At 61.3% G+C, this 18,928-nt stretch carries 26 protein-coding genes and 2 tRNA genes; 12 read left to right on the forward strand and 16 right to left on the reverse strand.

Translation table 11 applies throughout. The features are described from left to right. Positions 1–26: 26 nt before the first annotated feature. The 4 genes from YUO_RS0104410 to YUO_RS0104425 all read right to left on the reverse strand — a co-directional run bounded on the left by YUO_RS0104410 (position 27) and on the right by YUO_RS0104425 (position 5,511). A complete protein-coding gene (locus YUO_RS0104410) occupies positions 27–1,838 on the reverse strand; it encodes a carbamoyltransferase family protein (protein ID WP_028346199.1) in 1,812 nt (603 codons plus the stop codon). Positions 1,839–2,568: 730 nt separating this feature from the next. Beyond that, positions 2,569–3,576, reverse strand: a complete 1,008-nt coding sequence (locus YUO_RS39730) for an amidohydrolase family protein (protein WP_198027962.1) — start codon at positions 3,574–3,576, stop codon at positions 2,569–2,571. A gap of 127 nt (positions 3,577–3,703) precedes the next feature. Beyond that, positions 3,704–4,480 carry a cyclase family protein gene (locus YUO_RS0104420; RefSeq protein ID WP_028346200.1) on the reverse strand — a complete coding sequence of 259 codons (777 nt, stop codon included), beginning with the start codon at positions 4,478–4,480 and terminating at the stop codon, positions 3,704–3,706. A gap of 47 nt (positions 4,481–4,527) precedes the next feature. Beyond that, positions 4,528–5,511 carry a fumarylacetoacetate hydrolase family protein gene (locus tag YUO_RS0104425; RefSeq protein ID WP_028346201.1) on the reverse strand — a complete coding sequence of 328 codons (984 nt, stop codon included), beginning with the start codon at positions 5,509–5,511 and terminating at the stop codon, positions 4,528–4,530. Between the two features lie 120 nt (positions 5,512–5,631). On the opposite strand from YUO_RS0104425, the gene YUO_RS0104430 reads away from it, so the two are divergent. Genes YUO_RS0104430 through YUO_RS0104450 form a run of 5 tightly spaced genes read left to right on the forward strand, consistent with a single transcriptional unit; the run spans position 5,632 to position 9,565 of the window. Then, positions 5,632–6,522: an ABC transporter substrate-binding protein gene (locus YUO_RS0104430; RefSeq protein WP_347335914.1), complete on the forward strand. Its 891-nt coding sequence runs from the start codon at positions 5,632–5,634 to the stop codon at positions 6,520–6,522. A gap of 11 nt (positions 6,523–6,533) precedes the next feature. Beyond that, entirely contained in the window at positions 6,534–7,232 is a 699-nt protein-coding gene (locus tag YUO_RS0104435) for a GntR family transcriptional regulator (RefSeq protein ID WP_051379215.1), read from the forward strand. Between the two features lie 4 nt (positions 7,233–7,236). Then, positions 7,237–8,040: an ABC transporter ATP-binding protein gene (locus tag YUO_RS0104440; RefSeq protein WP_028346204.1), complete on the forward strand. Its 804-nt coding sequence runs from the start codon at positions 7,237–7,239 to the stop codon at positions 8,038–8,040. Continuing rightward, positions 8,037–8,801, forward strand: coding sequence for an ABC transporter permease (locus YUO_RS0104445; RefSeq protein ID WP_028346205.1), 765 nt, complete (start codon positions 8,037–8,039; stop codon positions 8,799–8,801). Before YUO_RS0104440 ends, YUO_RS0104445 begins: the two co-directional genes overlap by 4 nt. Continuing rightward, the gene (locus YUO_RS0104450; protein ID WP_028346206.1) at positions 8,798–9,565 is read left to right on the forward strand and encodes an ABC transporter permease; all 768 of its coding nucleotides are present in this window, start codon (positions 8,798–8,800) and stop codon (positions 9,563–9,565) included. The genes YUO_RS0104445 and YUO_RS0104450 overlap by 4 nt, the downstream gene beginning before the upstream one ends. 24 nt (positions 9,566–9,589) lie before the next feature. Here YUO_RS0104450 and YUO_RS39735 read toward each other — a convergent pair whose 3' ends face one another. The 8 genes from YUO_RS39735 to YUO_RS0104490 all read right to left on the reverse strand — a co-directional run bounded on the left by YUO_RS39735 (position 9,590) and on the right by YUO_RS0104490 (position 13,750). Further along, entirely contained in the window at positions 9,590–9,781 is a 192-nt protein-coding gene (locus YUO_RS39735) for a hypothetical protein (RefSeq protein WP_156908471.1), read from the reverse strand. 124 nt (positions 9,782–9,905) lie between these two features. Beyond that, positions 9,906–10,130 carry a hypothetical protein gene (locus tag YUO_RS39740; RefSeq protein ID WP_035725864.1) on the reverse strand — a complete coding sequence of 75 codons (225 nt, stop codon included), beginning with the start codon at positions 10,128–10,130 and terminating at the stop codon, positions 9,906–9,908. Positions 10,131–10,318: 188 nt separating this feature from the next. Beyond that, positions 10,319–10,861: a CAP domain-containing protein gene (locus YUO_RS0104465; RefSeq protein WP_430649529.1), complete on the reverse strand. Its 543-nt coding sequence runs from the start codon at positions 10,859–10,861 to the stop codon at positions 10,319–10,321. Between the two features lie 118 nt (positions 10,862–10,979). Next, positions 10,980–11,056: transfer RNA gene (locus tag YUO_RS0104470), tRNA-Pro, on the reverse strand. A 62-nt stretch (positions 11,057–11,118) separates the two neighbouring features. Then, positions 11,119–11,616, reverse strand: coding sequence for a DUF192 domain-containing protein (locus YUO_RS0104475; protein ID WP_235782619.1), 498 nt, complete (start codon positions 11,614–11,616; stop codon positions 11,119–11,121). 130 nt (positions 11,617–11,746) lie between these two features. Then, on the reverse strand, positions 11,747–12,412 hold the full coding sequence (locus YUO_RS0104480; RefSeq protein WP_028346209.1) for a cold-shock protein: 666 nt from the start codon (positions 12,410–12,412) through the stop codon (positions 11,747–11,749). Between the two features lie 198 nt (positions 12,413–12,610). Next, complete coding sequence (locus YUO_RS0104485) at positions 12,611–13,372, reverse strand: SIR2 family NAD-dependent protein deacylase (protein WP_028346210.1); 762 nt, start codon at positions 13,370–13,372, stop codon at positions 12,611–12,613. Between the two features lie 138 nt (positions 13,373–13,510). Further along, the gene (locus YUO_RS0104490; protein ID WP_028346211.1) at positions 13,511–13,750 is read right to left on the reverse strand and encodes a hypothetical protein; all 240 of its coding nucleotides are present in this window, start codon (positions 13,748–13,750) and stop codon (positions 13,511–13,513) included. Positions 13,751–13,788: 38 nt separating this feature from the next. On the opposite strand from YUO_RS0104490, the gene YUO_RS45935 reads away from it, so the two are divergent. From YUO_RS45935 to YUO_RS45940, 3 genes are all read left to right on the forward strand, one after another. Beyond that, positions 13,789–14,091 carry a hypothetical protein gene (locus tag YUO_RS45935; protein WP_156908472.1) on the forward strand — a complete coding sequence of 101 codons (303 nt, stop codon included), beginning with the start codon at positions 13,789–13,791 and terminating at the stop codon, positions 14,089–14,091. A 608-nt stretch (positions 14,092–14,699) separates the two neighbouring features. Beyond that, positions 14,700–14,846 (forward strand): hypothetical protein, encoded by a 147-nt coding sequence (locus YUO_RS47000; RefSeq protein WP_198027963.1) that lies wholly within the window; start codon positions 14,700–14,702, stop codon positions 14,844–14,846. A gap of 140 nt (positions 14,847–14,986) precedes the next feature. Beyond that, positions 14,987–15,181, forward strand: coding sequence for a hypothetical protein (locus YUO_RS45940; protein WP_028346212.1), 195 nt, complete (start codon positions 14,987–14,989; stop codon positions 15,179–15,181). A gap of 197 nt (positions 15,182–15,378) precedes the next feature. Here the strand turns inward: YUO_RS45940 and YUO_RS45945 are convergent, their stop codons facing one another. Further along, positions 15,379–15,534, reverse strand: coding sequence for a hypothetical protein (locus tag YUO_RS45945; protein WP_156433807.1), 156 nt, complete (start codon positions 15,532–15,534; stop codon positions 15,379–15,381). Between YUO_RS45945 and YUO_RS48620 the strand changes: the two genes are divergently transcribed. Further along, entirely contained in the window at positions 15,533–15,868 is a 336-nt protein-coding gene (locus YUO_RS48620) for a Flp family type IVb pilin (RefSeq protein ID WP_347335910.1), read from the forward strand. The genes YUO_RS45945 and YUO_RS48620 overlap by 2 nt on opposite strands. Positions 15,869–15,960: 92 nt before the next feature. Here the strand turns inward: YUO_RS48620 and YUO_RS45950 are convergent, their stop codons facing one another. Next, a complete protein-coding gene (locus tag YUO_RS45950) occupies positions 15,961–16,098 on the reverse strand; it encodes a hypothetical protein (protein WP_156908473.1) in 138 nt (45 codons plus the stop codon). 332 nt (positions 16,099–16,430) lie between these two features. On the opposite strand from YUO_RS45950, the gene YUO_RS0104525 reads away from it, so the two are divergent. Together YUO_RS0104525 and YUO_RS0104530 are read left to right on the forward strand one after the other, a co-directional pair. Then, complete coding sequence (locus YUO_RS0104525; protein WP_028346213.1) at positions 16,431–16,883, forward strand: VOC family protein; 453 nt, start codon at positions 16,431–16,433, stop codon at positions 16,881–16,883. A 364-nt stretch (positions 16,884–17,247) separates the two neighbouring features. Further along, positions 17,248–17,907 carry a glutathione S-transferase family protein gene (locus YUO_RS0104530; RefSeq protein ID WP_028346214.1) on the forward strand — a complete coding sequence of 220 codons (660 nt, stop codon included), beginning with the start codon at positions 17,248–17,250 and terminating at the stop codon, positions 17,905–17,907. 12 nt (positions 17,908–17,919) lie between these two features. Here YUO_RS0104530 and YUO_RS0104535 read toward each other — a convergent pair whose 3' ends face one another. Continuing rightward, on the reverse strand, positions 17,920–18,150 hold the full coding sequence (locus tag YUO_RS0104535; protein WP_235782620.1) for a porin: 231 nt from the start codon (positions 18,148–18,150) through the stop codon (positions 17,920–17,922). A 69-nt stretch (positions 18,151–18,219) separates the two neighbouring features. Continuing rightward, positions 18,220–18,474: a PilZ domain-containing protein gene (locus YUO_RS0104540; protein WP_028346216.1), complete on the reverse strand. Its 255-nt coding sequence runs from the start codon at positions 18,472–18,474 to the stop codon at positions 18,220–18,222. A 251-nt stretch (positions 18,475–18,725) separates the two neighbouring features. On the opposite strand from YUO_RS0104540, the gene YUO_RS0104545 reads away from it, so the two are divergent. Beyond that, a tRNA-Glu gene (locus tag YUO_RS0104545) sits at positions 18,726–18,800 on the forward strand. The last annotated feature ends 128 nt before the right edge of the window (positions 18,801–18,928 follow it).

Raw genomic sequence — 18,928 nt, forward strand, 5'->3', positions numbered from 1 at the left:
CTTTCGGCTGAATCGCGGCGGCCGGTTCAGGCCGGCTGCGCGGTCGACGCCACGAGCGTCCGCACGTCGGCGTAGATGTTGACCAGCGGTGCGACCACCTTGTGCATCGCGTTCTTCGATACGATGGTGTCGTGCATGACCAGATGATCGACGCCCGTGGTCAGGAAGCAGTTCACGGCATCCTGCGGCGTTTCCACGATGGGCTCGCCCTTGATGTTGAATGAGGTGTTGATCAGCACGGGAACGCCGGTCAAGGCCTCGAATTCCTTCAGCAGGCGGTAGAGCATCGGATTGGTTTCTTCGCGCACGGTCTGGACGCGTGCAGTGCCATCGACATGCACGATCGCGGGAATCTTGTCGCGCCATTCAGGGCGAACCGGCTTGGCGATCAGCATGAAGGGCGAATCTTCCTCGCCTTCAAAAATTTCCTTCATGCGCTCGGCCAGCACGATCGGCGCGAACGGCCGGAACGCCTGCCGGTGCTTCACGCGGCTGTTGAGGATGTCCTTCATCTCACCCTTGCGTGGATCGGCCAGCAGGCTGCGGTTGCCGAGCGCGCGCGGCCCGAATTCCGAGCGGTCCTGAAACCAGCCGATCACCTTCTGGTCGGCCAGCAGTTTGGCGGTGTCGCGGCAGACATTGTCGCTCCTGACGGCGTCGACCTGGATCCGCACCAGAAACTTCTGCAACTCCTTGGCGGCCTCCTGGTCGCTGTAGCGCCTGCCGACATAGGCGTGATCCATCACGAAGGCGCGGCGTTGCTTCAGGATTTCGAGCCAGCCGTAGTAGGCACAGCCGATTGCAATGCCGTCATCGCCGGCCGCCGGCTGGACCCAGACGTTCTCGAAACCGGCTTCGCGGGCGACGCGCCCATTCGCCACGCAATTCAGTGCGACGCCGCCGGCCATACAGAGGTTCTTCGCGCCGGTGGTTTCGCGCAACCATCGGGCACGGGCCAGCAGCACGTTCTCGGTGTCGTCCTGCGTGCGCCAGGCCAGGTCCTCCCAGTGCCGCATCGCGGGGTGTTTTTCCCAGTTGCTTCCGGGTTCGAACACGTAAGGCTGCTTGAAGTCGGCGCTCCAGTGCGGCACGTGCAGCTTGCCGTCGTGCAGTTCGAGCAAATGCTTGACCTGATCGCGGCGGCCATAGGGCGCCAGTCCCATCAGCTCGCCGCACTTGTTCCAGTCGCCGAAGATATAGGTCGAGGCGCGACTGTAGAGCGCGCCCAGCCCGGGCATGGTGTAGAACTCATCGCTCAGGAAGCCGCGGTCCGGCTCCATCCAGACCTTTTTGACGCATTCCAGCGTCGTGCCGCTGAACTTGTAATAGCTCTCCGATTCTCGTGCCAGCGGCGTCGCCGTGTCGCTGGCAGGAAACGATTCCATGACGTCGGAGCGATAGCTGCCGACGCCGTCGACGATCATCACGACGCCGTCTTCGAACGGCGACACCGCGAACGCGCTGTAGGCGTGCGCGAGATGATGGGAGATCGTCACCAACTTGTCCGAATGCTTCAGATAGAGCGGATGCTTGGCCGCCTCGTCGCGCTCGAACTCCGGCAGGAAGCCCGGCGCGTCGAAATAGACCAGCCGCTCTTCCATTTCCGGGACCGGCAGGATGTAGCAATTGCGTACCACCAGATCGACGTCGTCGAGCGTAATGCCTTCGGCTTCGAGGCAATAATCGATCACTTCCTTGTAGAAGCCCGAAGCGTGCTTGGTCCGCGTGATCCGCTCCTTGGCGATCGCAAATGCAATGGCGCCGTCGCGCAACAGGCAGGCGCTGACATCATGGTCATAGGTGTTCAGACCAAGGACATAAGTGTGTTTTTTTGGCATGGGTACTCGTCAGGAGAGGATCGTCTTGCGCTGAGAAATGGAAATCGTGTCGACATCAAGTTGCTGGCGTGGCGTTGCCGTAGCTTCTTTCGAAATTCTGCAGCGCACAACCATCAGTGTTCAGCAAGTATTCAGGAAGATGAATGGCGCAACGCAAGAATCCTCGGCAGACCGGCTGTAACTTGACCTTACCTGCCCTTCTCAATAAAGTCCCGAAAGCTCGAAAGAACCTTGTAAAATATTGTCTTAGCGCATCTGAACCGAAAGCTTTCTCGCGCGTCTTAGTGAGACGGTGCCGAAGTTCAGATGTTTGGAAGTGACCGGGAGATTCTCGAATGGCTAAACGCTACAATATCCTGACCCGCTGCCTTGCAGGGCTGGCTTTGTTGTTCGTCTATGTGGCCAGCACGTCTGCGATTCTGGTAGGCGGCACGACGACGTCCGCGCAGGCGTACCGAGGCAGAGGCAGAGGCTATTATGGCGGCCGTGGCTTCTATCGCGGCGGTCGTGGCTTCTATCGCGGCCGGGGTTTCTATGGTGGGCCCGTCGTTGTACGTCCTGGTCCGCGCTGCTGGTGGACCCCTTACGGCCGTCGCGTTTGCAGGTGGTGATATAGAACGGATCGCCGTCGCGTCAGACGGGATCATAAAAGGAATCAGGCGTGCCGATCGGCACGCCTTTTTCTTTGACCGATTGCTTCCGCGCACAGTGAGCGCCGGCCGCGCCCGGCTTAGCTGGCAAGCCGGGGAAGCAGCTTGAGCGCGTTGCCTCGCTCGATCCCCGCCATCTGTTCGTCTGTGAACACGCCCGTCTCGCGCAATCCCTTTACGTGATCGCTGCCGGTTCGGTATGGGAAATCCGTCCCGAAAACGATCTGCGACGGCGGAATGAGCGACGCCAGCGCCGACATCGCGGCGCGGTTGGACGTCTGCGCGGTGTCGTAGAAGAATCGCTTCAGCTCGGTGAGCGTGCCATCGGGCACCGTCTCCTTGGCCTTGGGTACCAGCAGAGGGTGCCGCACGAAGCGCTCGATCAGAAACGGCATCGTCCCGCCCGCATGCGAGAAGATCCATCGGATATCGGGAAAGCGCCTCGCGTTACCGGAGAAGACGATGTCGGCGATCGTGCGCGTCGTGTCGGTGCCGAACTCGATCATGACAGGCGGCTGCGTCGGCGCGAGGTTCACGCAGCAATTGGCCGCGGTGGGATGGGTGTAGACCAGCGTCTTGCGGCGATTGAGCTCCTCCATGACCGGCAAGAACATGGGATCCCCGAGCCACTTGTCGCCGTAGCTCGTCATCAACGCGATGCCGTCGGCCTTGAGCGTGTCGAGCGCATAGGCGAGCTCGCGCAGGCTGCCTTCGGCGTCGGTGAGCGGCAGCATCGCGAAATTGCCGAACCGCCCCGGATGATCCGCGACCAGCTTTGCGGCATATTCGTTCGATTCACGGCAAAGCCTTCGTGCCGTATCGCCCTTGGTGAAATTGACCGCGGGTGTGGTGACGGACAGCATCGCAGTGGCGATGCCGGCCTTGTCCATATCGGCGAGCGATTTCTCGATCGTCCAGTTCTTCATCAAGGGATCGCCGAAGCCGCTGTCGTTCGACGCGGTCACGTAGGTTGGCGGCGACAGATGATGGTGTACATCGATCCGGAACGGCTTTGCGTCGGCGGTTTGTGCCCCCACCCGGCCACCACCGATCGCCGTCGTCAGAGCCAGCGCGCCGGCGCCGAGCATGAAGCCACGCCGGCTTGGTGCGGCGAATGACTGATGCGATTGACCACAGCAGAAGCATCCCCGTAGTGGGGCGGTGCGCAAATCCGTCATCCCGTTCTCTCCCCGATCTTGTTGTTGCGTGCAGGCTTCAGCCGTCGAGAATGGCGACCGCGCGGGTCCAGCCGGCAGATGCGCGCTCGATCTTCACCGGGAAGCACGACACCATGAAGCCGGTCGACGGCAATTGCTCGAGATTGTGCAGCTTCTCGAGATGACAATAGCCGATGTGGCGCCCGGCTTTGTGGCCTTCCCAGATCAGGCTGGCGTCCTTCGTCTCGGCATACTTCTTCGCGGTGTAGACGAACGGCGCATCCCAGCTCCAGCCGTCGATGCCGGTCAGTCGCACGCCGCGCTCCAACAGATACATCGTCGCCTCGTAGCCCATGCCGCAGCCTGAGATGACGTAGTCCTGCTGCCCGTATTTGGCGCCGGCGCTGGTATTGACCACGACGATCTCCAGCGGCGACAGCGTATGGCCGATGCGCTTCAATTCCGCTTCGACATCCTTGGCGGTCGCGACGTAGCCATCCGGAAGATGCCGGAAGTCGAGCTTCACGCCCGGCTGAAAACACCATTCCAGCGGCACCTCGTCGATGGTCCATGAACGTTCGCCGCGGTTCATGGTGGGATGGAAATGCCAGGGCGCATCCAGATGCGTGCCGTTGTGGGTGGAGAGCGATACCTGCTCCACCGCCCAGCCCTGGCCATCAGGCAGATCTTCCGCCTTCAAACCTTCGAAGAACTGCAGCATCCGCGGCAGGCCCTGCTGGTGATCGATGTACTGGATGGTCGGGTGATTGCCGGGCGGATCGGCCGGCACGTCGTTTTGCAGGGGGACGGAAATGTCGATCAATCTGCGCGCCATGGCGTTTCCTCGCTGGATGCTTTTTTGGGTAGCGTCGCCGGAAGCAACTATTGCCGCTCGACCCGGTTCTTCAAGATGCCGATCTTTTCGACTTCGAGCTCGATGGTATCGCCATGTTCGAGATACCAGCCGAGTTCGAGCCCGCATCCATTGCCGACAGTGCCGGATCCGATGAATTCGCCGGGCATCAGGGTCTCGTCCTGGCTGACATGGGCGATGATCTCCTCGAACGAGAATAGCATGCCCTCGGTCACCCCTTGCGAGCGCATCTCGCCGTTGACGCGCGCTTCCATCTTCAATTTGTAGGGATCGCCGATCTCGTCTGGCGTCACGATCCACGGGCCCATCACGTTGCCGCCGTCGAAACTCTTGCCTTTCGCCGGACCTAGCCGCCCCTCCATTTCAATGCGCTGGGCATCGCGCGCAGAAAAGTCGTTGAAGATCGTATAACCGAAGATGTGATCTTTGGCCCTGGCGGCGGAGATGTTGGCGCCCTTGTTCCTGGTGATGATGCCGAATTCGAGCTCATAGTCCATCACCTGGCTGTAGCGCGGCCACTTCACCGTGGTGTTGGTACCGCGCACGCTGAAGCGGTTGGTGATGTAGTAGATCGGCTGCTTGCGATAGACCTCCGGCAGTTCACCGAGCGGCTCGGCCTCGATCCGCGCCAGCTCCGCCATGTCGCCCTTGGCGCGTGCGGCGAGCTTGAGCTGCCCGCGCGGGGCCTGCAGGATATGCAGCGGGAACGACATGCCGTCCCGCATCTGCCGTGGCTCCGGGACCGGCGCGAGAATTTCGGCCGCGTCGATCTTCATGGACAAGCTCTCGTCCTTGCCGTGCTTGTTGAACACGTTTGCCGCCTGCTCGAGCGCGGCGTCACCGGCATCGATCAGCGCCAGCATCGATGCGAAGGCCGGATTGGCGCCTCCGTTGCGGCTGGTCGCCGCCGCGAGATCAAAGAGCAGCCTGTCGCCGCTATGCACGATGGCGACCTTTTCCTGACCGCCCGACTTTATTGTTGCGAGTTTCACCTGACGCCCTCTTGTTTTCCGATGAAATATATGATCAAAAAAAATATCGATAAACAAGACAGAAAAATGTGTAGTGGGGAGAGCACCGTGAAAAAGGCCCTAGCCGCCATTGCCGTCAGCATGGCCCTGACCGGTACCGCCTTTGCGCAAGCCAAGATCCAGGTCGGCTGCACGGCAACCTCGGACTGCGCCTCCGCGATGGTGGCAATCGACGAAGGCATTTTCAAAAAACACGGGCTCGAGGTCGAGATGACGCCGATCGGCATCAACTCGAACATCCCGGCGGCGATCCTGTCGAACTCGATTCAGATTGGCGGGCCGACCTCGACCGTGTTTTTGCAGGCCGTCGACGGTGGGCTCGATCTCGTCGCTATTGCGGGTGCCACCATCATGAGCCCGGTATCGAACGGCAACATCACCGCCTTCGTCCGCAACGGCATCACCATCAAGGAGCCGAAGGATTTCGTCGGCAAGAAAGTCGGCGCGCCGGGGCTAAACGCGTTCCTGCATGTGCTGTTCGTGAAATGGCTGGTGGAAAAAGGCGTCGATCCCAAGGGCGTCAATTTCGTCGAGGTCACCTTTCCGACGATGGCCGATATCATCAAGTCCGGCGGCGTCGACGCCGTCCTGACCGCCGAACCGTTCGTGACCCGAATGACCAATGCCGGCCTCGGTTCGGTCGGCGCACGCTATGCGGTCGAACTGGCGCGCACCGATCCGATCATCTTCTACGCGGCCTCGCGCGAATGGGCGGAAAAGAACGCCGCGGCAGTCAAGAAATTCCGCGATGCGCTCGCCGAATCCGCCGCGATCGTCAACAATGACCGCGAAAAGGCGTCGAACTCGATTGCCAAGTTCACCAAGCAGCCGATCGAACTGGTCAAGGCGACGCCGCCGAACCGTTCAGAACCGGCGCTGAAGCCCGAGCAGCTCTCTTGGTGGATCGAGGTGATGTCGTCGCAGAAGATGTTGCAATCCAAGCTCGACACATCAAAGCTGGTCCTGAAATAGCAGATTGCGCGATGCCTGCTTCCGAACGCCAACTGAACCGACCAGTGACCGAGGCCGCTACCTTGAGCGAGCGCGCAGCCACGTTGGTCGAGCAGGACATCCTTGCCGGCCATCTGGCGCCGGGATCGCGGCTCGGCATCGTCGATCTCGTGCAACGCTACGAGATCGGCGCCACTCCCTTGCGCGAGGGCCTGTCACGGCTGATGTCGCGGGGGCTGATCGTGGGCATCGGGCAGCGTGGCTTTCGCGTCGCCGACATCAGCCGCGAGGATCTGCTCGACATCACCACGATGCGCACGGCGATCGAGATCGAGGCCATCAGGCTGGCGATCACCCATGGCGACGATGCATGGGAGGCCGGCATCGTCAGCGCGCTGCACCAGATGCGCCGGCACATCGAGCGGACCGGTGATGAATTCCGTGAGGGCGCCGACGATTTCGACCGGCTGCACAAGGGCTTTCACACCGCCTTGCTGGCGGCGTGCGGCTCGAAGCGTTTGCTGGCAGCCCATTCCGATCTCTACGACCAGGCCTATCGCTACCGGCGCGTGATGATGCGCTCCGTCGACAGCGGCAAGAAATTCGTGCGCGCGCATCAATTGCTCGCCGACCGCGTCATCGCCCGCGACGTTCAGGGGTCTCAAGCGATGCTATCGGCGCATCTGCGTTCGACCATGGATTTCGTCTATCCCCCAGGCAACGAGAGCTGACATCATGGCAAGCGCCGCAAAACGCCTCGAAGCCGTATACGGCACTGCCACGCCCCAGATCGCATTTGACGGCGTCACACTCGTCCTCGGCGGCAAGACCATCATCGAGAATCTGAGCCTCGGCGTGCAGCCCGGCGAATTCCTCTGCATCGTCGGCGCCTCCGGTTGCGGCAAGACCACAGCGCTGCGCCTGGCCGCCGGTCTCTACCAGCCGACCAGCGGCAAGGTGAATTTCGACGGCCAGCCGATGCGCGAGCCGCGCCGCGAGATCGCGATCGTGTTCCAGGATTACGGCAAGGCGCTGCTGCCGTGGCGCACCGCGGCGGGCAATGTTTCGCTGGCGCTGGAAGCGGGCGGCATGCCGTCAGCCGAGCGCCCTGCCCGCATTGAGGAACTTTTGCGCACGGTTGGCCTGCCCGGCCATGCCGGCAAATACCCGTCAGAAATGTCAGGCGGCATGCAGCAGCGCCTGCAGATCGCCCGCTGCCTGGCGCAGGAGCCGAAGACGCTTCTGATGGACGAGCCGTTCGGTGCGCTGGATGCGATGACGCGGCAGGGATTGCAGGATGAGGTATTGTCGTTGGTGGCGGCGAGCGGCGCCACCGTGATCTTCGTGACCCACGACCTCGATGAAGCCATCTATCTCGGCGATCGCGTCATCGGCCTGCTGCCGCACCCCGGACGGATCGGCATCGAGCTTTCGGTCAACCTGCCGCGCCCGCGCGATCAGTTATCGACCCGCGAGCATCCGGAATTCCTGCGGCTGCGGCGGCAATTGTTCGATTTCATCAAGGCGACCGAGCAGTGAGGGCGAATTCCGCCAAGGCGCTGGTGTTGCCGCTCGCCGTGCTGGTGGCGTTCGAAGTCTGGGCGCGCGCCACCCATCTGCAAAGCGACAGCCTTGCGCCGCCGAGCGAGATCGTGATGGCGCTGTTCGGCGCCTTCGCCGACCTCTCGATCCTGGCGGCGACGCGCGACACGCTGTTTTCAGCTTTCGCAGGCCTTGCGATCGGCACCGCCATCGGCTTGGCGTTCGGCATCGCCTTTGGGATTTCAGATACGCTCGATCGACTGATGGAAGTGACCGTCGAGGCTATCAGGCCGATCCCTTCGATCGCGCTGTTGCCGATAGCGCTGATCGCGCTTGGTTTTGGCCACCGCATGGAAATCGTGATCGTGGCGTTCGCCTGCGTCTGGCCGGTCCTGATCCTGTCGCGCGCGGCGGTGCGCAGCATCGAGCCGCGGCTGATGGAGGTGGCGCGGGCGCTGCGGCTGCCGCCGGCACAGCGGGTCTGGAAGATCATCATCCCGGCGGCGTTGCCGCGGATCTTCGTCGCCTTTCGGCTATCGGCCGGCATCGCGCTGATCGTCGCCGTGACGGTCGAAATCGCGATCAACCCGCTCGGCCTCGGGGCCGGCATCATGCTGGCGCAGCAGGCGCTGCGCCCGGACCTGATGCTGGCCTATCTGGTCTGGATCGGCGTCATCGGCTACGCACTGAATATCCTGCTGGTCGTCGCCCAGAACCGTCTGTTCGGCCGCGCCGCGTTGAGCGGAGACGGCCAATGAACCGAGCCGCAATCATCTGGCGCGTGGCGAGCTTTGCGGTTGCGGCCGGCTTCGTCGCAATATGGCAACTGATCGCCAATCTAAAACTGGTCTCGCCGGTGTTCCTGCCGGGACCGGACCGGGCCTGGGCTGCGCTGATGCGCGGGTTTTCCTCCGGCGATCTCTGGAGCAAGCTCGCCGGCACGCTCGAACACATGGCCTATGGCTGGCTCGCCGCCTCCATTGCCGGCATCGCGATCGGCGCGATCATTGGATCGTCGAGCAGGATGCGGACCTATGTCGCGCCGTCGCTGGAGTTTCTACGACCGCTGCCGGTCTCGGCGATCATTCCGGTGGCGATCGCCATGCTTGGGCTGACGCAGGCGATGGCGTTGTTCGTGATCGCCTTCGGTGCGATCTGGCCGATCATGCTGGCGACCATCCACGGTTTTGCTGCGGTCGAGCCGCGGCTTTACGAGGTCGCGCGCTCACTGCAGATGTCGCGCCTCGCCGTGATCTTCAAGATCGCGCTGCCTTCCGCCAGTCCCGACATCCTCGCCGGCATGCGCCTCAGCCTGACGGTGGCGCTGATCCTGTCGGTGGTCTGCGAAATCCTGGCCGGCCTCGACGGGCTCGGCCATTGGGTTCTGCTGTCAGCCCGCGCGTTTCGCTCGGCCGACCTGTTCGCTGGTGTCATCCTGCTTGGGTTGACCGGCTACGTGACGTCGGTGGCGATGTCGCTGGCGGAGCACAGACTGCTGGCGTGGCAGGCAGCGCAACGCTGATCGCCGGCAGCCGAGCAGTTGCGGCTACGTATCTGCGACAGGCCGAGCCGAAACCTCCGGCTTTTTCGACGCCGTCATAAGGCGCCGCCAACCCCGTCCGACCCAGCGCCACAGCGCCCGCAGGCTGAAGGTGACGAGCACCTCGTGGTGCCGCATCCCCTTGCCGCCTTTGACCAGCCCGAGATCGCGGATGATGCGGTACGTCCCGCTGCTCATGCGGGCGAACTTCGCACCTCGAAAATGATTGCGCACACGCGACAACATGCGTGCAGCATGCATCGCGCGAAGATTCCGTCAATCTTGACCGGCAGCGAATCAGCCGCGCAGGCTACGAAAGCCGTCAAAGCGTTGCGTTGTTACTGCGTTCGCCGATGCGATACAGTTGCGCAGTCCGGACCGGCATGCGACCGAGCACCTCGCCGCGCTCCTTCAGGCGCGCGCTCGGCGCCTCCGGCCGCGCAAAGCATTCAAGGATCTGGATGCGGATTTCTTCAGCGAGCGGGCCCTCGACCCGACGCATGCGATTCCAGAGCCGGATTATTTCCCGTTGCTTCTCGACATCCATTGGTCACCTCCGAGGGAATGACCAAAGAGAACATAACAGGAACGATATTGCAAGCCGCAAATCGGGATGGACTTCACATCAGCGTGGAAATCGCAGTATCGAACCGGGCGCTCGCATGCGTTGGCGCCGCCATCCGACCATCATCGAGCGCGCAGCGCGGCGAAGGCGGCTACTCCGCGCTTCAGGTTCTAAAGGCACAGGCTGAGAATCTTCAGTCGGCAGCTCTCAGCCGCGCGCGATTTGGACTTCGCGGCGTTTGCCTGCCTTGATTCCTTCGGCGAACTCTTTGGCGAACTCTTTGGCGCCTTGGGACGCTCATAGTCGCCTGCGATCACCATGGCCCAGTACGTACGACCGGTCCGCGCGCTTTTCACGCTGGCAACACCTACGCGCGTCGCGCCGGGCAACAGGAGGTTCTTCCGGTGCCCGGACGAATTGATCCACTGGTCGAGGGTCTTGGGAAAACCGTCGTAGCCGTACGCAATGTTCTCTGCGGCCCGGCCTGCGCCCGCCGGGCCGACACGCGTATTGAACCGGCCAAGGACATCGTGATCCAGTTTGTCCTTTGCGGCCATCGCCTCGGCTTGATCGTGTGCAATCCGTGTGAGAGTCGCATCCAGGGTTACGCGCTTCTGCCCGTGCTTTAGCCGAAAATCGGAAATCATCTGCGCGGGATTGGCCGCCGCCGGCCGGCTCCCTGCGGCGGCAAAGCAAATCACCAGCCCCAGCAGAAGGGCCTGCCGCACCAGAACGACTGTCTTCCTACCAGCCACAATTATTCCCCCGCCCCTCCCCAATTGTGCTGGGAAAATTCAATCCGAAAAAGACGTAGCAAGTCATTGATTTTATTGGTCGGGGCAGCTGGATTCGAACCAACGACCTGCAGTACCCAAAACTGCCGCGCTACCAGGCTGCGCTATACCCCGATCCGACGCTGGAAATGCTCGATACACGCTAAATCCGCGGCCATCAAGGCGATGGAAGCCGGTCAGCGCTTGTTGAACAGCGGGTGGGCCACCCGGTCGCCGGGCTGAATGCCGTATTTTTGCGCCGTACCAGCAATCACTTCCAGGACCCCCCTGGCAAGCCCGCCCGAGGAGATGATCTTGGTGGAGAGCGGCTCGGTGTTTTCCGCGATGCGCAGGATGCGGCCGTCGGCGCGGATGAAGATCATGTCGAGCGAAATGTAGGTGTTCTTCATCCACATCGAGATCTGCTGCTCCGGCGAGAAATCGAACAGCATGCCTTTGCCGTCGGGCAATTCCTTCCGGTACATCAGCCCCTGAGTCTTCTCCTCCTCCGTCGTCGCCATCTCGACCAGGAACACGCGTACGCCTGACTTGGTGGCGATCTCGAGCGGCTCAACGCTCGCGGCCTGCACGGCGGGATTGGCGCAGAGGATGAAGAGCACAGCAGACGCAGCGGCCAGCGACGTCACCAGGCGGCCCGGGATGCGAAGCCGCGCAACCATCGAAGCGAAATTCATCAAAGCACTCACGCCGGATATCTCAGGAGAAATTGCCGGGAACCCTAACCTGAGGATTGCGGCAAATGCCAGAGGCCGCCGCGCTGGGGCGCGACGGCCGGCTCACGTTTGCGTCAGTGGTACGGCAGGATCAATGCGACGACAGCGCCGACGGGCCGGTCTCCGGATGAATTTCGGCCGCCATCATCCCCTTGGACCCGGGCCCGTAGCGCACCAGCACGTACTGGCCCGGCCGCAGTTCGGTCATGCCGAAGCGGCGCAGCGTTTCCATGTGGACGAAGATGTCAGGCGTGCCCTCGCCGCAGGTCAGGAAGCCGAAACCGCGCAGCCGGTTGAACCATTTGACCTGGGCCCGCTCCAGACCGCTGGTCGGCGTAACGCTGACATGAGTCCGAGGCGGCAGCATCTGCGCCGGATGGATCGCGGTGGACTCGTCCATCGAGACAATCCGGAACGCCTGATAGCCCTTGGCGCGCTGCAAGCATTCGACCACCACCCGAGCGCCTTCATAGGCGGTCTGGTAGCCGTCGCGCCTGAGCACGGTGACATGCAGCAACACATCGGGCCAGCCATTGTCCGGCACGATGAAGCCGTAACCCTTCGAAGCATCGAACCATTTGATGATGCCCGATATTTCGATAAGGTTAGCTGCGGCATCGCCGAGCCCTGACAGCGCGTCTGCCGCCGGATCGCGCTGTGCGCCGGCTGCGTATTCACCTGATCCAAGCCTGTTCTGCCCTGTCCCGCCTGTCGGCGGCCCCCCGAGCTTCTTGGACCCAAATTCGTCCGACCCCATGACCCCGGACCTCACACTTCAAAAAGCGGTCCGCTGTCGCCGTAGCGGACCGGAACACGCGCCCTACCATGACCATCATGATAACGCAGCGCGAATCTCTCGAATCAAAGATAACACTCCCGATTGTGGCGCATAGCTAAAAAAACAAACTGACCTGCAACTATGAACAGGCTTGCACAGCCGCGAATCAGTTGGAGATCAATTGCCTACAAACGGTCCGAGCGTTTCTCCGATGTCGTGACGGATCACCAGATCGGCAACGTCGTCCTGTTCAGTAGGTTCATTATTGATGATCACGAGCTTCGCGCCGCAGTTCTTAGCCATCAACGGAAAACCCGCGGCAGGCCAAACGACTAGCGACGATCCGACTGCCAGGAACAGGTCGCAATGCTGCGCCAGTTCGGTAGCGCGGCGCATCGCGTCTTCCGGCATCGCCTGTCCGAACGAAATCGTGGCCGTCTTTACCGGCTCATCGCAGATGGTGCAGTCGGGTGCGCTACCGGCTTCCTCGAAACGCTGCTTTACCCAAGGAAGATCATAGGCATGTCCGCAGCCGATGCAGCGGGCATAAGTCGTGTTGCCGTGCAGCTCGATCACGTCATCGGCCCTGAAGCCTGACACCTGATGCAAATTGTCGATGTTCTGGGTGATGATCGCCGGCGTCTTGCCGGCTTTGTAGAGCGAGGCCAGCGCGCGATGCCCGCGGCCGGGCTTAGCCGCGGCAAAGGTTGCCTCCATCGCAAAGCGTCGCCGCCAAGCCTCGGCCCGCGCGTCGGCGCTTGCAACGAATTCGTCGAACGCGATCGGGCGGTTGCGGGTCCACAGGCCGCCCGGCGAGCGGAAATCCGGAATGCCGCATTCGGTGGAAATGCCGGCTCCGGTAAAGGGAACGATACATGCGGCTTCGGCGATCATGTCGCCGAGCTGCTCGACGCCGCTGCGCAAATCCTTGGCGATCACCGCTGATAATTTCCGAATGGTTGGGCCGCGCGGATTATAGCACGGTCGTTCGGATTGCCAGACCGATGCGCTGCCGGGCAGCGCCGCACGCACGTCCGGCACGGCGGCCTTATCAAGCCGCCTTCTAACACCGACGCCTCATGCTGCCTTGGCCACCGACTCCCTCGGCTCCTTGGCTTCTTCCGACTTCTTCGCCTTGGGTGCGGGTGCGCTTTCCATCTTCTTCACCGGTGGCTTGCCGTATTGCGCCAGCTTTTCCAGTTCCGCTTCGAGTTCGGCGCGGCGTGCAGCGACCTTTTCAAACAACTTGTCGGTGGCGTGCTCGCGCAGGCCTGCGAGTTCTTCGATGCTCAATGAATCCAAATCGATCTTTGCCATTGGAACCTCCCGTTTGTCTTTCGCTAACGGGAACCCGCATGAGCGACAACAATGCGCCACACCTTATCCACCACCTTCGCTTCAGGCGGCACGCGATCACAATGCTTCCGCATTCACGCCCCATTCGCGCGTGCCAATCATGGCGGGTGCGAATCAAACAAAAACGGATGGCGATGACGGAGAAGGAAGAAAGACTCGCGCGCGACCGTGCCGAAATCGCAGCACGCGTCGCGAGCTTCAGGCAGACCCAGCAGAAGTTCGAACGCGAGCGCGAAGAATATTACGAAACGACCTTGGCCAACGCGCTGAATGGATCCAGCCGGCCATCATTCTGGCGCTGAGGCAGTACCGGCACGAGCATTGTTGGACCTCCGCGCTGTCGACGACGGAAATTTTTGCGCGCGGAACTCGCAATTGAATTTGCTGCGACCGGAACCAAGCCGATGCCTCGATGTTTCCTAACGAATGCAGCAACCTTGCGAGAGGTGAAGCACGAAAGCCCCGTCTAGATCTTCGGATGCAGGCGGGGTTTCGCTTGCCGGTTTGGAGGGCGGCGTTGCGAGCTATGCGATCCCGCGGACCTGACCGTCGAATTGCGCGGAACGAATTCGTTCCATTCGGTGTTTCACTACCGGAAGGTGCATCATGCCTGCGTGGATGGAAATTCTGATCAATGTGATCGGTTATGCTGGCTTCATCGCCATCGCGACCTATCACAAATCGCCAGACGAAAAATTGCCGGACCGTTGAGTGCCTACTGGGCAGGCGCTAGTTCGCCTTGACCAGCGCTTGGCTGCTTTCGGTTTACGGCCGCAGACTCCCTTTGTTCTCCCGGAACGAACAGGGGGTGCGTTTCAGGCACGATTGCTTTCTTAAGATGCCGTTACCTCACCGTCCCGACCGTCGAACCTTTTTGGCGCAGCCCGTACCTATCCAAAAAGGTGCTGCGATGACCCAGGCCGACCACTATCGAGAACAATCCGACAGAGCCCGACGGCTTGCCGAAGCCGTCAAGGATCCGGAAGCTTCGAAGAAACTGATCGAGATGGCCGAGGAATTCCGACTCTACGCCGAGCGACTGGAACAGATGCATTAGCGCGATGGCGCGGGCGTGCACGGCATAGACGCTTTAAGGTTCTATTTACCCCTTAGCGCTGTAGCACCCGGCCGTTAACCCAACCTCTTTACAAGACGTAAACAGGAACCTGACAAGTTTCGATCAGGAGGGTTGCACCCATGGTCATTTACCCCATACCGGTTGAAGTGACACAAGCCAGAATCCAGCTCGTCGTCGATCAGGCCGCCAAGGCGCCGCCGCATACGATCAATCAGGATCTAAGGGCCGTCGACCATGCCAAGGCAGCCGCCATCGAAGCGGCCCTGGCCGATCTACAGACCGACGAGCCGTCGCTGGTGGACGTTAAAGTCTGACCTGACGGGAAGTATCAATCTTGCGCGCCAGGGCCAGACTGCGTCCGGCCCCCTCTCACGCTCGCCATGCGAACTGTTGTGCGTGCACGACGCCGAGCGTCAGGAGACCGCCGATGCCGGCGAGCACGGCCAAGCCAGCCCATCCTAGCGGCAGCGCTCGACATGCTCGTTGCGCGTCGAGGCAGGCATATCCTTCGTTAATGCATCAGGCGCGGCACGATAACCGATACCGCCAGCAATGCGCCGAGGCTGCTCACCACGGACAATTTCATCCGGGCCGTCCTGGCATCGGTAATCGGGAGCACGAAAAAGAAAACCATCGCAACTATGAGCACGCCATAGAGCAGGTACATGGTCGATCCCTCCGTTGCCGCCACAATGGACGGAGGAGCCAACCGCGTATGTGTAGGGGATAACGCAGGTGACGCGGTGCCGCCCAATAATCTTGCAATTTTACGCTTTTGGTTGTCTCAATCACAACGTGAGCGTGCCACACACTGGCTTGATCAAAGTTCGAGAGAAAAAGAAATGCTCGGGAAGTTTCTGCGCGACGAGGGCGGCGCCACCGCAATCGAATACAGCCTCATCGCCGGGTTTATCGCCTTGGCCATCATCGCTGCTGTCGGAATGACCGGCGAAAGGCTCGTGGCGCTACTTGAGGATCTTGCTACCGCATTGAGCCATTAGGTTACGATTGAGATGTCACGGCAAGGGTAAGGATCGCGAGCCCTATCGGCATCCAGAGCGCGCATCAGCGAGCGGGACCTTCGCGCAGATGGCTACGCGATCCAATATATTGCCGTTCCAACGACAACGAGGGCAATGGCACCAGCGGTCAAAGTCCCGAGCTTTTGCTCGGACCTTGTTGGCAAATCTTCCTGCGCCGCATTCTCTTCAGCCGGATGATCTTGTTTCATGCGATACCTCCTTTGATTCAAAACCGGCGTAGCGGTTTCGTTCCTCGGAACCAAGCGCGCTGGTAAGGTGCGCTCTCCAATGCATCGCCCTTGAGCTTCGCCCAGGCGGAGTGTCGTCCCGCAGCCTGGCTGTTGCAACGAGCGCATCCGATCTTTCGCATTCGCCTGCATCGATGGCCTTCTGAGGCCGCAGAGCTCAGTGCGAACGGCTGCAGAACGGACCTGCACTTATGCGCACGTTATCGGTGACCTCTGGTGCATTTTGCTGCTATTTTCCGCCCGAACCGCCCAACCCAACAAGATCTCTGAACGTTCTCAGGAGGACAACAAACATGCGCTATCTCCACACCATGCTGCGCGTCCGCAATCTCGATACCGCGATGAAGTTCTACCGGGACGCGCTGGGGCTGAAGGAAGTACGCCGGGTCGATAACGACAAGGGCCGGTTCACGCTGGTGTTCCTGTGCGCGCCGGAGGACGAAGGACTGTTCAAGGCCGCTCCCCAGAACCGCGGCGCACCGCTGGTCGAGCTCACCTATAATTGGGACGAGGAGAAATACGGCGAGGACCGCTATTTCGGTCACCTCGCCTACGAAGTCGACGACATCTACGCGACCTGCGACCGCCTGATGAAGGCCGGCATCACCATCAACCGCCCGCCGCGCGACGGCAACATGGCTTTCGTCCGATCGCCGGATCTACATTCGATCGAGCTGTTGCAGAAGGGCGAACCGAAGCCGCCGGCCGAACCGTGGACCTCGATGCCGAACACCGGTCACTGGTAGGCCCTGTACAAACTTCTTCGTCCACGTCCGTCATCCGAGCTACCACAAACGTTCCTTCACTCGGGTTCTTTTCTGCGCAGGAACCACCCCCTCGCACGCCGCGTTTTCTCCTCGAAAAGATTTGAGGAGGAGACGATGGGACGAGGAATTCTGCTTTGGTTGCTGGGCGTGCCTATTCCGGTGATCATTCTGCTATGGCTGTTCTTCGGCCACTGACTGGCCGACGCCACGAATAATGCGAGAAGCGGGCTCTGTCGCACTGCAGCAGAGCCCATTTTTGTTGGCTCCGGACCCGCGCGAACGCGCGCTTTTTCTCTGATCTTCGGCTATTAACGGCCAATCGGAAAATCAGCGGGAGCAACGCGTGGCCGACAACAACAAACAACAACTCACCATCTGGGGCCGGGCCAATTCGGTCAACGTGCAAAAAGTGCTGTGGTGCCTCGCCGAACTCGATCTCGCGTATGCGCGTATCGATGCCGGCATGCAGTTCGGAAAGAACAACGACCCTGCTTATCTGGCGATGAATCCGAACGGCCGCGTACCCACGCTGGTCGACGGCGACTACGTGCTGTGGGAATCCAATTCCGTGATGCGCTATCTCTGCATGGCCTATGGCCAAGGATCTGAACGAGGTTCGTCGATCTATCCCTCGCAGCCGAAGGCGCGCGCCGGCGTCGATCGCTGGCTCGACTGGACGCTGTCGACGCTGCAGCCGGTCGACCGGCCGGTGTTCTGGGCGTTGGTGCGCACGCCCATTGAAAAGCGCGACATGGTCGCGATCCAGAAGGATGTCGATGCCGAAGCCGCGGTGTGGCGGATCGTCGAGGCGCACCTGACGACACGGCGCTTTATCGAGGGCGATCAGTTCACCATCGCCGACATCGCGCTCGGCGCTTTTGCGCGGCGCTGGTTCGGCGTCGAAGGCGTGACAAAACCGAAACTGCCGAACCTCGAACGCTGGTTTTCGCAGCTCGCCGTCCGCCCAGGGTTCACGCAGTTCATCGCACCGCCGATGACGTAAGCGCGAATCTTCTCAACGTGAGCCGCCGGACACCCCTGCTCCAACGCTCACTGCGCCGCCGATTTTCATGCATGTGTTGGAGCCTTCGATTCTGACGAAGCCCGCGCCATATTCCGCGCATGCGTTGGCCGACCCTGGGCGCTTCAGCGGAAGCGACTTGCCCGACGCGGAGGCTTTGTCGAGCTTCTGAGGACGGGGTTGTTCGGCGACCGAGGCAACCGAGGACAGCGCCAAGGCGATCATTATGCCGATCATTGCCAGGAGGGATTTTCGCATCCCGCCTTTTATCGTCTCTGGCGGATCAGTGCCAGATTAGCGGATGAACCTGATGCCGACCGATTTGCCGCGGCGCCAGACCACTTCGCAGCGGCGCCCGGTCCTGGCGTCGCGCGAAAACGCCAGCCGCAATTTCGCCGGCAACGTGTTGGGATCGTCGATCGTGACCTTCGCCCCCGTTGCGGACATATCCTGGACCACGCATTGGCGCGCGGCAAAACCGCCCTCGAGCGTGATCCACCCGGGTTGACTCAATGATTTGCGCGCGTCGCGCTTCTTGCTTAAAGCCATGTTGAAAAGCTCCCCCGAGACAGCGCTACGCTATATGGCTTTAGAATCCGTTGCTCGGCGCGGCGTGTCTCGTCGCGCGGCCGGGACGCTGATGAAGCCGCAAAGCGGCTGCAGAAACGTCTTTCCGAGCGGCTTGCCCACCCGCCCAAACGCCACTATACGTTCGCCCGTCGCCGCGCCCATCAAACATGGACGGCCGGCGGCCAACACGGCCCATCAAGCACTAACATCTTGATTTTCCTGTTGTTCTTGCTCCCTTCGTCTATCGGTTAGGACGCCACCCTTTCACGGTGGAGAGAGCGGTTCGATTCCGCTAGGGAGCGCCAAATCCACGACATCGTACGATGCCGCTCCGGTTCTGGAGTTCCATGTTGCTCGATAGCTGATTGATAGCCGGCGGCTGCATCCGCCGAGTTTGCCGCTTTGCGCCTTTTCGATTTGCTACTTTGCGCTG

Source organism: Bradyrhizobium murdochi (assembly GCF_000472965.1).
GTDB classification, from domain to species: Bacteria; Pseudomonadota; Alphaproteobacteria; order Rhizobiales; family Xanthobacteraceae; genus Bradyrhizobium; species Bradyrhizobium murdochi.